Here is a 13987-nt window from a genome sequence, read left to right as displayed (position 1 = left end):
CCCCTCTGCCGTACCGGAGTCCGGGCCATGCGGCGGCCCGGCTCCGTCAGCTACGCGTGCGCAGCAGCGTACGCATCGTCCGCATGGCCACGGACAGGTTCGCCAGATCGAAGCCCTCCGACCCGTGGATCTCCTCCAGCGTCGCGCGGGCGCGGCTGAGGATCGCCGCATTGGCCTGCTCCCAGGCCTTGAACCGCTGCTCCGGAGTCGAGGAGCCGTTGCCCACCGACAGCACGTCGGAGGTCAGCGCCGCATGGGCCGCGAAGAGGTCCTCGCGGATCGAGGCGCGGGCCATCGACTGCCAGCGGTCGTTGCGCGGCAGCTCCAGGATGCGGTCGAGGAGCTGGTTGATCCGCAGCCGGTCGCCCAGGTCGTAGTAGACCTCGGCGACATCCAGCGGTTCCTTGTCCAGCCGGTCCGCGACGGCGACGATGTCCAGCGCCGGGAAGACCGAGGAGAAGCCGGACACCTGGACGGCCAGCTGCTCAGGCACGCCCGCGTCGGTCAGCTCCTCCAGGATCGCCTGGAACCATTCCAGGTCGCCGCCCTGCAGCAGCTTCGGCAGCTCCGACCACACCTGGGAGACCCGGTCCGCGAAGAAGCCGATGGTCTCCGACAGCTCCAGCGGCTGCGGGCGGTTGTTGAGCAGCCAGCGGGTGCCGCGCTCGACCAGCCGGCGGGAGTGGAGCCGGATCCGGGTCTGGACATCGGCCGCGACGACATTGTCGAGCGCCTCGACGTCGTCCCAGACCTGGCCCAGCCGGAAGATGGCGCGGGCCGCGGTGTGCGCCCGGACGACCTCTTCGAGGGAGGCGCCGGTCTCCTCCCGCATGCGGTGCAGGAAGCTCGTACCGCCGGTGTTGACGGTGTCGTTGACCAGCACCGTCGTGACGATCTCGCGGCGCAGCGCATGCCCGTCGACCTGCTCGGGGAACCGGTCGTGCAGCGCCGAGGGGAAGTAGGCGTGCAGCAGCCGCTGGAGGTAGGGGTCGTCCGGCAGCCCCGTCTGGATCAGCGCCTCGGCGACCGTGATCTTGGTGTAGGCCAGGAGCACCGCGGTCTCGGGCTGGGTCAGCCCGCGCCCGGCGTTCAGCCGCTCCCGGATCTGCCGGTCGGTGGGCAGGAACTCCAGCGCCCGGTCGAGATCACCGTCGCGCACCAGTCGGCGCATGAAGCGCTGCTGGGCGTTGAGCATGCTGGAGGACTGGGCGAGGGCCAGCGCCAGCGCGGTGTTCTGCGCGTAGTTGTTGCGCAGAACCAGCGCGCCGACCTCGTCGGTCATCTCGGCCAGCAGCTTGTTGCGCTGCTTGACCGTCATATCGCCGTCCGCGACCACGGAGTTGAGCAGGATCTTGATGTTCACCTCGTGGTCGGAGGTGTCCACACCGGCGCTGTTGTCGATCGCGTCGTTGTTGATCTTCCCGCCGGCCATGGCGAACTCGATCCGGCCCAGCTGGGTCAGGCCCAGGTTGCCGCCCTCGCCGACGACCTTGACCCGCAGGTCCTCGCCGTTGACCCGGATGGCGTCGTTGGACTTGTCGCCCACATCGGCGTTGGACTCCGCCGAGGACTTCACATACGTCCCGATGCCGCCGTTCCACAGCAGGTCGACCGGCGCCTTGAGGATGGCCTGCATCAGATCGGCGGGCGTCATCTTCTTCACCCCGGCCTCGATGCCGAGGGCGGCCCGCACCTGCGCGTTGATCTGGATGGACTTGGCCGAGCGCGGGTGGATGCCGCCGCCCTGCGAGAGCAGCTCGGTGTTGTAGTCCGCCCAGGAGGAACGGGGCAGCTCGAAGAGCCGGCGGCGCTCGGCGTACGAGGTCGCCGCGTCCGGGTTCGGGTCGAGGAAGATGTGCCGGTGGTCGAAGGCGGCGACCAGCCGGATGTGCTCGCTGAGCAGCATGCCGTTGCCGAAGACGTCACCGGACATGTCGCCGACGCCGACGACGGTGAAGTCCTCGGACTGGGTGTCCACGCCCAGCTCACGGAAGTGCCGCTTGACCGACTCCCAGGCGCCGCGGGCGGTGATGCCCATGCCCTTGTGGTCGTAGCCGGCGCTGCCGCCGGAGGCGAAGGCGTCGCCCAGCCAGAAGCCGTAGGACTCGGCCACCTCGTTGGCGATGTCGGAGAAGGTCGCGGTGCCCTTGTCGGCGGCGACGACGAGGTAGGTGTCGTCCTCGTCGTGCCGTACGACGTCCTTGGGGTGCTCGACCTCTCCGCCGACCAGGTTGTCGGTGATGTCCAGCAGACCGGAGATGAAGGTCCGGTAGCAGGCGATGCCCTCGGCCAGCCAGGCGTCGCGGTCCTGCGACGGGTCCGGCAGCTGCTTGCCGACGAAGCCGCCCTTGGCCCCGACGGGCACGATGACGGTGTTCTTGACCATCTGCGCCTTGACCAGGCCGAGGATCTCCGTACGGAAGTCCTCCCGGCGGTCCGACCAGCGCAGACCACCGCGCGCGACCTTGCCGAACCGCAGATGGACGCCCTCGACCTTGGGCGAGTACACCCAGATCTCGTACGCCGGGCGGGGCGCCGGCAGGTCGGGGATGGCCTGCGGGTCCAGCTTGATGGACAGGTAGCTGTGCGGCCTGCCCTGGCTGTCCTTCTGGTAGTGGTTGGTGCGCAGGGTGGCCTTGATGACCGTGAGGAAGGACCGCAGGATCCGGTCCTCGTCCAGGGAGGCGACCTGGTCGAGCGCGCCGTCCAGCTCCTCCAGCAGCCCGTCCGTCAGCTCCGTGCCGGCCCGCTGCCGGTCGGGGGACATCCGTGCCTCGAAGAGGGAGACCAGCAGCCGGGTGGTGTGGACGTTGTTGGAGAGGGTGTCCTCCATGTACGTCTGGCTGAAGGTCGAACCGGCCTGCCGCAGGTACTTGGCGTAGGCCCGCAGCACCATCGCCTGGCGCCAGTTGAGGCCGGCCCGCAGCACCAGCGTGTTGAAGCCGTCGCTCTCGGCCGCGCTGGTCCACACCGCGGTGAACGCGTCCTGGAAGCGCTCACGGGCGTCGTCGCCCTTGATGTGTTCGGGCATCCGCAGCCCGAAGTCGTAGACCCAGGCGATGGTGGAGTCGGCGCAGCGCAGCTCGTGTGGGCGCTCGTCGACGACCTCGACGCCCAGGCGGTTCAGGCCGGGCAGCACCCGGGACAGCGAGACCGGCTCGCCCCTGCGGTAGATCTTGAAGCGGCGCTCGCCGGGGCCGGCGTCGACCGGCTCGTAGAGGCTGACCGAGAAGTCGCGGCCCGGCTCGCCGGTGAGCTTCTCCAGGTGCTGGACGTCGGCGACGGCGCTGCGCGGGCTGTTGTCGGCCTTGTACCCCTCGGGGAAGGCGTGGCCGTAGCGGCGCAGCAGCTCGGCGGCGCGCTCCTCGCCGACCTCGGCGTTCAGCGCCTCGGAGAAGCCGTCGGCCCAGGAGCGGGCGGCCTCGACCAGCCGGCTTTCGAGGCGGTCCGCGTCGGCGTCGGTGAGCTCCGGCAGGCTGGCGCCGGGCTCGACCCGGATGACGAAGTGCAGCCGGGAGAGGATCGACTCGGTGTTCCAGGCGGTGAAGTCGACGCTGGTGCCGCCCAGTTCCTCCTTGAGGATGTCGATCAGGCGCAGCCGCACACCGGTGGTGTAGCGGTCACGCGGGAGGTAGACCAGCGCGGAGTAGTAGCGGCCGTACTCGTCCTGGCGGAGGTAGAGGCGCAGCCGGCGGCGCTCTTGCAGGTAGAGGACGCTGGTGGCGATGGACCGCAGCTCGTCGACCGGCGTCTGGAACAGCTCGTCGCGCGGGTACGTCTCCAGGATCTGCAGCAGGTCGCGGCCGTCATGGCTGTCGGGGCTGAAGCCCGCGCCTTCGAGGACCTCGGCGACCTTGCGGCGGATGACCGGCACCCGGCGCACGGACTCGGTGTACGCGGCCGAGGAGAACAGGCCCAGGAAGCGCCGCTCACCGACGACATTGCCCTCGGCGTCGAACTTCTTGACGCCGACGTAGTCGAGGTAGGAGGGGCGGTGGACGGTGGCGCGGCTGTTGGCCTTGGTCAGGATGAGCAGCTTGTGCTCACGGGCCTTGGCGCGGGCGTCGGCGGGCAGCCGGTTGAAGGACGGCGAGACGGGGTGGCCGTCGGCGGTCTCGCGGTGCGTCGGGTCGGCGCGCAGTATGCCCAGGCCGGTGCCGGGCACGGCGGTCAGCACATCCTCGTCGGCGCCGCCCTCGCAGGGCGCGGTGGTCAGCTCGTACTCGCGGTAGCCGAGGAAGGTGAAGTGGTCCGCGGACAGCCACCGCAGCAGCTCCTGGGCCTCCTCGATCTCCTGGTCGCCCAGGTCGTCGGCGACCGGCTCGGCGGGCAGCTCGTCGGCGATGCGGCCGGCGGCGGCACGCATCTTCTCCCAGTCCTCGACGGCCTCGCGGACGTCGGAGAGTACCCGCAGCAGATCGGCGGTGATCTGATGGAGGTCCTCGCGGTCGGTCTCGCGGTCCATCTCGACATGGATCCAGGACTCGGTCACCGCGTCGTGCGGCAGCTTCGTGCCCTTGCCCTTGCCGGTCTTGCCGTGCGCGTCGCAGTTGGAGTCGAAGACCTCGATGAGCTTGCCGGTGACATCACGGCGGACGATCACCTGCGGGTGGATCACGACATGGATGCCGCGCCCCTGCCGGGAGAGCTCATTGGTGACCGAGTCGACCAGGAACGGCATGTCGTCGGTGACGACCTCGACGACGGAGTGGCTGCAGGTCCAGCCGTTCTCCTCGACGGTCGGGGTGTGCACCCGTACGTTCGCGGTGCCCTGAGGACGCATTTCCGCGAGGCGGTAGTGCGAGAGCGCGGCGCCGACGACATCGACCGGGTCACGATCGGCGAGGTCCTCGGGGGCGGTGTGCAGGTAGTAGCGCTGGAGGTATCCCGAAAGGGTGTCCGGGTCGAGGCCGCGTACCGGGTGCTTGCCCCCGGCCGGGCTGCTTTCAACGACCCGGGCGGCCCTGGCGAGCAGCTCGGTCTTGGCTTCGTCCAGCTTGGTCTGCATGTCCTCTGGCTCCTGTCGCGCGCCGTTGCGTGACGTTGTGGAAGAACGTGATGGAAGCCGCACAACGCCGCGACGCGGGGTGTCCTGTCGCTGTCGACGCTATGCCGCGATGAGAGAAGGCCGTGCCGTTATCGACAATCTTTGACAATGCCGACATGGATGGGTGGCCGCAAAGACCAGCGACCGCCCGGTCACGGTGGTGCCCCGGGCGCACGGCAGGGGCCTCGATGCCCCCGCGGGTTATCGCGCTGATCACGGTGCAAGGCTATCGCTCCCCACATGGGTGCCGTCATGGGCCGTGGGGGAACAAAACCTCGGCCCGAACTTAGACCTTCTGGACAACGAAACGCCGGGGTGGCGTGTGCCTGCCGCCACGGCGGCCGGATGCCCGGCGGACCGGCGCAGGTGCGGCGCGTGGGACACCCGTGCCCAGGAGGCGCGGAACGGTCCCGGGGCAGATCCGCCTAGAAGGTGATCTCTCCCGCCAGCCCGACCGCCTCGGCGAGCGTGTCCACCACCGGCACCCCGGCGGTCTCCAGGCTCCCGCGGCTGTGCGATCCGCCGGTGTAGAGCACCGCATACGCACCCGCGTCCTGCGCCGCCACCGCATCGTCCACGGCGTCACCGATCACGACCGTACGGGCCGGATCCACGCTCTCCATCGCCGCCAGGTGCCGCACCATGTGCGCGCTCTTGGTGCCCCCGGACGGCCCGGTCCTGCCGTCCACCCGCACGAACCGCGACTCGATCCCGAAGTCGCGCACGATCGGTATCAGCTCGTCGTGGCCGTACATGCTCAGGATCGACTGACTGCGCCCGGCCGACTGCCACCCCTCCAGCAGCGCATGCACACCCTCGGCGAGCTCACAGCCCAGACGGTGCGTGCTGTAGTGGCGGTGGAACGCCTCGTCCATCACCAGCCACTCCGCCTCCGTCGGCATCCGCCCCATCAGCCGCTCGTAGAACCGCGGCACGGGCACGCAGTACAGCTCCCGGTACGTCTCCAGGGTGATCGGCTCCAGCCCGATCTCCGCGAAGGCGGAGTTCGTCGCCCCGATGACGGCGTCGATGTCATGGAACAGCGTGCCGTTCCAGTCCCAGACGATGTGTGTCGCGTGCTTCCCCATGCGGTCCCCCAGATCGGTGCCCGTGCGCTTCCCCATGAAGAAAAAGTACCCGCCCCCACCGACAACGCGGCCGGACGGGCGCCCCGCCGCTCAGCCGATCAGCTGCGGGATCTCCTGCACCCCGAACCACATCAGATCGTGGTCCTCCGCGCCGTCCACGGTGAACTGCGCGTCGTCATCGCCCTGGTCCGCCGCGCCGAGCGCCGCCGCGGCCGCCGCGATGTCCGCCTCCGCGTCCGCGGCGTCCACATGCACCGCCGCCGCCTTCGACAGCAGCACGGGCCCGGCGACCCGCACCTCGCCCAGCGCCGACTGGTCCAGCCCGCGGTCCGGGTCGGCCACCGCGGCGCCGTCGGGCACGTCCACGGCCACCACGACCCGCCGCCGCGCGGCCTCGGGGTGCCCGGCGAGCAGCCGCAGGGACGCCTGGGCGGCGCGGCCGAGTGCCGCGTACTCCAGCTCCTCGATGTCGTCCGAGACGTACCACTCGCGCAGCGCCGGTGTGACGGCGTACGCGCCGAGGGGGCCGGGGCCCAGCTCACCGTTCTTGTGCGCCTCTGCGAGACCGGAAAGGGTCAGGGGAACATAGACGCGCATGGCAGCCGCTTCCGCTCGATTCACTCGACTCGACGATTGTCCCGCCAGCATACGGGCGGGCGTCCCCCATCGTGCCGCCCCGGAGTCCCCCGCGCCGCCCGCCCGGGCCTGCTCCGCCACCCCGCTCCCGAGGCCTCGTCCCGGGCCCGCGACACGGACGGGTGAACTCTTCGCACCCCCGGTTCCGGTCCATTCGCGCCTTGCTGCCGTCCCGATCCCGCCGATAGAAGATCCCCACCACAAAAAGCTACCGCCCAGTAATTCACGGGCCCAGCACCACGGGGGCGATCACCAGCATGACCGGCACCGACCACAGCACGGCACCCACCACACCCACCGCCACCGGGCGCACCACACGACCCGCCGCACCCGCCACGTCTGCTGCACCCGAGGCACCCGACGACACCGGGGCGGGCCGCGGCCCGCGCAGCCGCCCCGCCGGCGCCCCGGTCCCGGCGGTCCCGGCCGTGCCCCGGCCGCGACGGTCCCCCGCCGACCGCCGCCCGCTCGGCCCGGCCGGCAGCGGCCCCGGGTCGTCCGGCCGGAGCGGCCCGGGCACCCGTGGTCCCGGATCCGGCGGCCGGGGCCCCGGCTCCCCCGGCCGCGGCGCCGCCCGGACCGCTCCACGCCTGGCCCGCCCCGCCGCGGCCGCCGCCGCCGAGAGCCGCAGGATCCGCACCGGCACCCCCGTCAGCCCGGCCGGTGCCCCCTTGCCGACCGTCGGGGCGCGGCGCCGGGCCCACGAGAGCCGGCCGCATCACTGGTTCGCGCAGCAGCTGGTGCTCGCGCTCAGCGGGCAGCGCCCCGTACACGCCCTGCTGGGGCATGCGCTGCCCGCCGCCTACGACCGGCTGGCGGAGCTCGCCCCACAGGCGCCGCTGCGGCCCGCCACGGGCCCCGGACGGCGCGGCCCGGCCCCCACCGTGCGCGACTGCGGGCTGTGCCGTCCGTGCCGCGGCGTCATCGAGGCCTTCGCCAGGATCACGGCGGGGGAACGGCTGCGAGCCCTGGCCTTCCGGCTGGAGCTGGGCGCCGACTCCCGCTGGCGGTGCGCCGCCCTCGACATCGGTCCGGCCCCGGCCCTCCGGTGCCCGGCCTCATGACCGGCACACACAAGGGCGCCCCGGCCGCTGTCCGGCCGGGGCGCCCTCCGCGCCGCGGCTCCGGCATCCCGTGCCCGAGCCGCGTCAGCGTTCCCTCACTTCTTGCGGCGGCGCCCGGCGCTCTTCTGGGCCTTGCGCCGCTCGGCACGGGTCAGACCGTCCGCCTCGGAACGGGCCGGCCCGGCCTCCTCGTCGCTGATGAAGTCGCCCTCGATGACGCTGCCGTCGCCGTCCACCTTGGGGGCGGTGAAGTGCAGCCGGTCCGGACGCTGCGGCGCCTCCAGGCCCTTGGCGTGGATCTCCGGCCGCACCGCGGCGGCGGGCACGCCCTCGGCCACGCCCTTGTCCAGCGAGGCCGGCTCCACCGCTTCCTGCACCGGGACCTCCTCGACCTGCTGCTCGACCTGGACCTCCAGGTTGAACAGGTAGCCGACGGACTCCTCCTTGATGCCCTCCATCATCGCGGTGAACATGTCGAAGCCCTCGCGCTGGTACTCGACCAGCGGGTCCTTCTGGGCCATCGCCCGCAGGCCGATGCCCTCCTGGAGGTAGTCCATCTCGTAGAGGTGCTCACGCCACTTGCGGTCCAGGACGGACAGCACGACCCGGCGCTCCAGCTCACGCATCACATCCGAGCTGAGCTGCTCCTCACGGGCGGCGTACTGCTCGTGGATGTCGTCCTTGACGGCCTCGGCGATGAAGTCGGCGGTGATGCCCGCGCGGTCGCCGGCCTCGTCCTCCAGCTCCTCGATGGTCACCTTGACCGGGTAGAGCTGCTTGAACGCACCCCACAGGCGGTCCAGGTCCCACTCCTCGGCGAAGCCCTCGACGGTCTCCGCGTGGATGTAGGCGTCGATGGTGTCGTCCATGAAGTGCTTGATCTGCTCCTGCAGATCCTCGCCCTTCAGGACGCGGCGGCGCTCGCCGTAGATGACCTCGCGCTGGCGGTTGAGCACCTCGTCGTACTTCAGGACGTTCTTACGCGTCTCGAAGTTCTGCTGCTCGACCTGCGACTGGGCGGAGGCGATCGCCCGGGTCACCATCTTGTTCTCGATCGGGACGTCGTCGGGGACATTGGCCATCGCCATGACCCGCTCCACCATCTGCGCCTTGAACAGCCGCATCAGGTCGTCACCGAGGGACAGGTAGAACCGCGACTCGCCGGGGTCACCCTGACGGCCGGAGCGGCCGCGCAGCTGGTTGTCGATCCGCCGCGACTCATGCCGCTCGGTGCCCAGGACGTAGAGCCCGCCGAGGTCCTTGACCTCCTCGAACTCCGTCTTGACCGCGGCCTCGGCGCGCTCCAGAGCGGCGGGCAGCGCGGCCGCCCACTCCTCGACGTGCTCGACCGGGTCCAGCCCGCGCTGGCGCAGCTCCGCCTCGGCGAGGTCGTCGGGGTTGCCGCCGAGCTTGATGTCCGTACCACGGCCGGCCATGTTCGTGGCGACGGTGACGGCGCCCTTGCGGCCGGCCTGGGCGATGATCGGCGCTTCCCGGTCGTGCTGCTTGGCGTTGAGGACCTCGTGCGGCACACCGCGCTTGTTGAGCTGCTGGGAGAGGTACTCGGACTTCTCCACGGAGGTCGTGCCGACCAGGATCGGCTGGCCCTTGCCGTGCTTCTCGACGATGTCCTCGACGACCGCGTCGAACTTCGCGGGCTCGGTGCGGTAGATCAGGTCCGCCTGGTCCACCCGGACCATCGGGCGGTTGGTCGGGATCGGGACGACACCGAGCTTGTAGATCTGGTGGAACTCGGCGGCCTCGGTCATGGCCGTACCGGTCATGCCGGAGAGCTTGTCGTAGAGACGGAAGAAGTTCTGCAGGGTGATCGTGGCGAGCGTCTGGTTCTCGTCCTTGATCTCCACCCCTTCCTTCGCCTCGATGGCCTGGTGCATGCCCTCGTTGTAGCGGCGGCCGGCAAGGATACGGCCGGTGTGCTCGTCAACGATCATGACTTCGCCGTCGATGACGACATAGTCCTTGTCGTTCTTGAAGAGCTCCTTGGCCTTGATCGCGTTGTTGAGGTAACCGACGAGCGGGGTGTTCACCGACTCGTACAGGTTGTCGATGCCCAGCCAGTCCTCGACCTTGCTGACACCGGACTCATGGATGCCGACGGTGCGCTTCTTCTCGTCGACGTCGTAGTCGCCGGTCTCCTCGATGCCGCGCTGAGGATTGGCGGCCTCGCCCCGCTTCAGGCGCTGCACCAACTTGGCGAAGTCGCCGTACCACTTGGTGGCCGAGTCCGCCGGGCCGGAGATGATCAGAGGCGTACGGGCCTCGTCGACGAGGATCGAGTCGACCTCGTCGACGACCGCGAAGTTGTGGCCCCGCTGGACGAGTTCGTCCTGCGACCAGGCCATGTTGTCACGCAGGTAGTCAAAGCCGAACTCGTTGTTCGTGCCATAGGTGATGTCGCAGTTGTACTGCTCGCGGCGCTGGGCCGGCGTCATGTCGGCGAGGATGCAACCGACGGTCAGGCCCAGGAACTTGTGGACCCGGCCCATCATCTCGGAGTCGCGCTCGGCCAGGTAGTCGTTGACCGTGATCAGGTGGACGCCCTTGCCGGACAGCGCGTTCAGATACGTCGGGAGGGTACCGACCAGGGTCTTGCCCTCACCGGTCTTCATCTCGGCGACGTAGCCCATGTGAAGGGCCGCGCCACCCATCAGCTGGACGTCGTAGTGCCGCTGACCGAGCACGCGCTTGGCGGCCTCACGGACGGTCGCGAACGCCTCGGGCAGCAGGTCGTCGAGGCTCTCACCGTCGGCGTAGCGCTGCTTGTACTCGTCGGTGAGCGCCCGCAGCTCAGCGTCGGAGAGGGCCGCGAAATCCTCCTCGATGGAGTTGACCTGGCCCGCGATGCGGTGCAGTCTGCGCAGGATTTTTCCTTCGCCTGCACGCATGATCTTCGTCAAGACGGACACTTGGGCTGGTCTCCTTGCCGGTCGGGCCTGCACGGTCGAGTGCGCGGGCGCGGCATTTTTCCAAGGGGGCAGGCCCCGCCGCAACGGCCATCGTAAAGGAGGACGCCGCCGGGCCGGGAGGTACGCCGCAGCGAACCCCGCTGTCCCCTCCTCACGTGAACGCACGACGCCGCGAGAAGGTGCCGGGCAGGCACCGGAATCACGCCGAAAACCCTTCGCCGTGGTGTGCGCGAGCTTGCAGACTCACGTCATGAAGCCTGTCACCCTCACCACCGAGCGCCTCGTGCTGCGTCCTTTCGAACCCTCCGACGCGCCCGCGGTGCACACCGCGTGCCAGGAGCCCGATATCCCGCGCTGGACGAACGTCCCCTCACCCTACGGGGTAGCGGACGCGGAGCAGTTCGTCGGCACGGCCGTTCCCGAGAGCTGGCGCAATGACACCGCGTACCACTTCGCCGTCGTCACCCGGGCGGACGGCGCCCTGGCCGGCGCGATGGGTCTGGTAAGTCTGGCCCGGCTGCACACGCCCGAGCGGCAGGCCGAGCTGGGCTACTGGGCCGCCAAGGAGCAGCGCGGCCGGGGGTACACCGTCGAGGCGGCCCGCGCGGTGCTGGGCTGGGCGTTCCGCGATCTGGGCGTGGAGCGCATGGAGTGGCACGCGGAGGCCGGCAACGAGGGCTCCCGGGCCGTGGCCCGCAAACTCGGCTTCCGGATGGAGGGCACCCTGCGCGCCAAGCTGGTGCGCGAGGGCACCCGCCGGGACATCTGGATCGGCTCCCTGCTCCCGTCCGACCTGCCCGAGGAGCCCGGCCCGTCCGGCTCCGGCGGCCCGGCCGCGCCCGACGCGACGCCGTATCTGCCGTACCCCGGGTGAGTACCGTCGTACGTACCCGGGGTGAGTACCCGCCGCTCCGGCCGCACGGGCGGTGCCGCACAGGCCGCGCCGCACAGGCGGTGCCGCACGGACGTGCCGCGCCCCCGCCGCTCCCGGTCCGGCTGGGCCCGGCCACCGTCACCACCAGCGGTGATTACGGGCCCGGGGGCATTGTCAGTGCCCGCCCCTACGCTTTCCCGCATGACCGCCGTGACGCAGCCAACAGCTCTGCCACCACCCGTGACCGGCCTGTCCCGCGACGATGCCCGGCGTATCGCGCTGCGGGCCCAGGGCCTGCTCGGCGCCCCGGACCGCCGGGCGGGGGTGCGCGGCGTGCTGCGGCATCTGGGCGCGGTGCAGCTCGACACGATCTCGGTGCTGGCCCGCTCCCATGAGCTGGTGCCGTACGCCCGTCTCGGCGCCGTCGGCCGCCCCGCCGTCGAGGCCGCCTACTGGGCCACGGCTCCTTCCGGCGCGCCCGCGGCCCGGCCCCACAGCTTCGAGTACTGGTCGCACGCCGCCTGCATCCTGCCCATCGAGGAGTGGCCGCACTTCGCCTTCCGCCGCCGCGCCTGGCGGGCCAGGGGCCACCGCTGGCATGTCATGGAGGACTCCGAGCGCTCCTGCGCCGCCGTCCTGGACCGGCTCACGGCCGACGGCCCGCTGACCACCTCCGACCTGGGCGGCGGCCGGAAAGGCGGGGAGTGGTGGGACTGGTCCGAGACCAAGATCGCGGTGGAGTGGCTGCTCGACACCGGCCAGGTGGTCTGTACACAACGCCGCGCCTGGAAGCGCGTCTACGACCTCGCCGAGCGCGCCGTCCCGGATGCCCTGCTCCATGACGACCTGGACGACTCCGAGTGCCTCCGCCGCCTGGTCGCCCAGGCCGGGGCCGCCATGGGCGTCGCCACCCGTGCCGACCTGGCGGACTACCACCGCCTCAAGGCCGAGCAGGTCGACGCCGTCGTCGCGGACTCCGGGCTGGTCCCGGTCGAGGTCGAGGGCTGGGGAAAGCCCGCCTGGGCCGACCCCGCCGCACTGGCCGCCCCGCCCCGCGGCCGGCACCGTACGACCCTGCTCTCGCCCTTCGACTCCCTGATCTGGGACCGGCCGCGCACGGAACGGATCTTCGGATTCACCCACCGCCTGGAGGCGTACGTCCCGCGCCCCAAGCGGATACACGGCTATTTCGCGATGCCTCTGCTGGCGGGCGGCCGCCTGGTGGGCCGGGTGGACCCGGCCCGCGAGGGCACCACCCTCGTCGCCCGCCAGGTCTCGATGCAGGGCCCCAAGGCTGTGGCCCCCATGGCCCAGGCCCTCCGGGAAGCCGCGACCTGGGTCGGCTGCGACTCCGTACGCGTCGAACGCTGTGACGACCGGAAACTGGCCGACGCCCTGCGCTCGGAACTCACCCACATGAGTGACTAGAACCCATTGGCCGACGGCTCCGGGGGCGCACACCGCCCCCGGCCACCCGGCACACCGGAAGGCCGGCCACCGGCGCCGGATCGCTCACCCCGGCCGGCCCGCTCACCGGATCTCGAGGATCTTCTCCCGCATCGCGTACACCACCGCCTCCATCCGGGAGTGCAGCTGCAGCTTCTCCAGGATGTTGCGGACGTGGTTCTTCACCGTGTTCTCGGAGATGAAGAGTTCCTTGGCGATATCGCGGTTGTTCATGCCCGTGGCGACCAGCTTGAGGACCTCCAGCTCACGGTCGGTGAGCCGGGGCGCGGGCACCAGCCTGCGCTCGTCGGTGCGCTGGATCATCGACTTGAACTCCGTCAGGAGCTTGGACGCCATCGACGGGCTGATCTGCGACTGGCCGTCGGCCACGGCGCGGATCGCGGTCGCCACCTCGTCGGTGGAGATCTCCTTGAGGAGGTAACCGGTGGCGCCGGCCTTGATCGCGTCGTAGAGATCGGCCTCTTCGTCGCTGATCGTGAGCATGATGATCTTTGCGCTGGGGGCCACCTCCTTGATGGAGGTACACGCCTCGATTCCGCCGCGCTTGGGCATCCGTACGTCCATCAGCACGATGTCGGGCAGCAGATCCGCGGCCTTGTCGACCGCCTCCGCGCCGTCCCCCGCCTCGCCGACGACCTGGATGTCCTCCTCCTGGGCCAGAACGATCTCCAGGCCCCGCCGGAAGAGCGCGTGATCATCCACGACCAGGACCCGGATCGGCTCCTTGCGCGGCACGCTTACGGCCCGGCCGGCCCCGTCATCACTCCCGGCACCGCTGTGGTCATCGTCCGCGTCGTCGTGCACGGGCCCGAAACTGTCCCCCATGGATCCTCCCCGTCAACTACTCGGCCGAGAGGCCAGAGCTTGGATATAAGGCTGGTTGA

Annotated in this window: 8 protein-coding genes; 3 read left to right on the top strand and 5 right to left on the bottom strand. The window is 70.6% G+C overall.

The features are described from left to right. Window positions 1-46: 46 nt before the first annotated feature. The 3 genes from STRNI_RS26065 to STRNI_RS26055 form a co-directional block, all read right to left on the bottom strand. Window positions 47-5008, bottom strand: a complete 4962-nt coding sequence (locus STRNI_RS26065; protein WP_277412117.1) for an NAD-glutamate dehydrogenase — start codon at window positions 5006-5008, stop codon at window positions 47-49. A gap of 464 nt (window positions 5009-5472) precedes the next feature. Further along, window positions 5473-6135: an HAD family hydrolase gene (locus tag STRNI_RS26060; RefSeq protein ID WP_026170347.1), complete on the bottom strand. Its 663-nt coding sequence runs from the start codon at window positions 6133-6135 to the stop codon at window positions 5473-5475. 90 nt (window positions 6136-6225) lie between these two features. Next, window positions 6226-6732 carry a DUF6912 family protein gene (locus STRNI_RS26055; RefSeq protein WP_127151206.1) on the bottom strand — a complete coding sequence of 169 codons (507 nt, stop codon included), beginning with the start codon at window positions 6730-6732 and terminating at the stop codon, window positions 6226-6228. Window positions 6733-7028: 296 nt separating this feature from the next. On the opposite strand from STRNI_RS26055, the gene STRNI_RS26050 reads away from it, so the two are divergent. Beyond that, on the top strand, window positions 7029-7835 hold the full coding sequence (locus STRNI_RS26050) for an Rv3235 family protein (protein ID WP_277412116.1): 807 nt from the start codon (window positions 7029-7031) through the stop codon (window positions 7833-7835). Window positions 7836-7930: 95 nt separating this feature from the next. Here STRNI_RS26050 and secA read toward each other — a convergent pair whose 3' ends face one another. Continuing rightward, window positions 7931-10762: a preprotein translocase subunit SecA gene (gene secA, locus STRNI_RS26045; RefSeq protein WP_018093535.1), complete on the bottom strand. Its 2832-nt coding sequence runs from the start codon at window positions 10760-10762 to the stop codon at window positions 7931-7933. A 250-nt stretch (window positions 10763-11012) separates the two neighbouring features. Here secA and STRNI_RS26040 point away from each other — a divergent pair, with 250 nt between their 5' ends. Continuing rightward, window positions 11013-11636 carry a GNAT family N-acetyltransferase gene (locus tag STRNI_RS26040; protein ID WP_277412115.1) on the top strand — a complete coding sequence of 208 codons (624 nt, stop codon included), beginning with the start codon at window positions 11013-11015 and terminating at the stop codon, window positions 11634-11636. A gap of 201 nt (window positions 11637-11837) precedes the next feature. After that, the gene (locus STRNI_RS26035; RefSeq protein WP_277412114.1) at window positions 11838-13064 is read left to right on the top strand and encodes a winged helix-turn-helix domain-containing protein; all 1227 of its coding nucleotides are present in this window, start codon (window positions 11838-11840) and stop codon (window positions 13062-13064) included. 102 nt (window positions 13065-13166) lie between these two features. Here STRNI_RS26035 and STRNI_RS26030 read toward each other — a convergent pair whose 3' ends face one another. After that, complete coding sequence (locus STRNI_RS26030; protein WP_018093532.1) at window positions 13167-13928, bottom strand: response regulator; 762 nt, start codon at window positions 13926-13928, stop codon at window positions 13167-13169. Window positions 13929-13987 lie beyond the last annotated feature (59 nt).

The sequence above is a fragment of the Streptomyces nigrescens genome (assembly GCF_027626975.1).
Taxonomy (GTDB): Bacteria; Actinomycetota; Actinomycetes; order Streptomycetales; family Streptomycetaceae; genus Streptomyces; species Streptomyces nigrescens.
Note: the sequence above shows the minus strand (reverse complement) of the source record. Positions and strands in the feature narration are given on the sequence as shown.

Bases quoted from the DNA above. Each gene is read 5' to 3' on its own strand.
- STRNI_RS26040 (WP_277412115.1), top strand. From the start codon at position 11,013: ATGAAGCCTGTCACCCTCACCACCGAGCGCCTCGTGCTGCGTCCTTTC.
- STRNI_RS26065 (WP_277412117.1), bottom strand. From the start codon at position 5,008: ATGCAGACCAAGCTGGACGAAGCCAAGACCGAGCTGCTCGCCAGGGCC.
- STRNI_RS26030 (WP_018093532.1), bottom strand. From the start codon at position 13,928: ATGGGGGACAGTTTCGGGCCCGTGCACGACGACGCGGACGATGACCAC.
- STRNI_RS26060 (WP_026170347.1), bottom strand. From the start codon at position 6,135: ATGGGGAAGCACGCGACACACATCGTCTGGGACTGGAACGGCACGCTG.
- STRNI_RS26050 (WP_277412116.1), top strand. From the start codon at position 7,029: ATGACCGGCACCGACCACAGCACGGCACCCACCACACCCACCGCCACC.
- STRNI_RS26055 (WP_127151206.1), bottom strand. From the start codon at position 6,732: ATGCGCGTCTATGTTCCCCTGACCCTTTCCGGTCTCGCAGAGGCGCAC.
- STRNI_RS26035 (WP_277412114.1), top strand. From the start codon at position 11,838: ATGACCGCCGTGACGCAGCCAACAGCTCTGCCACCACCCGTGACCGGC.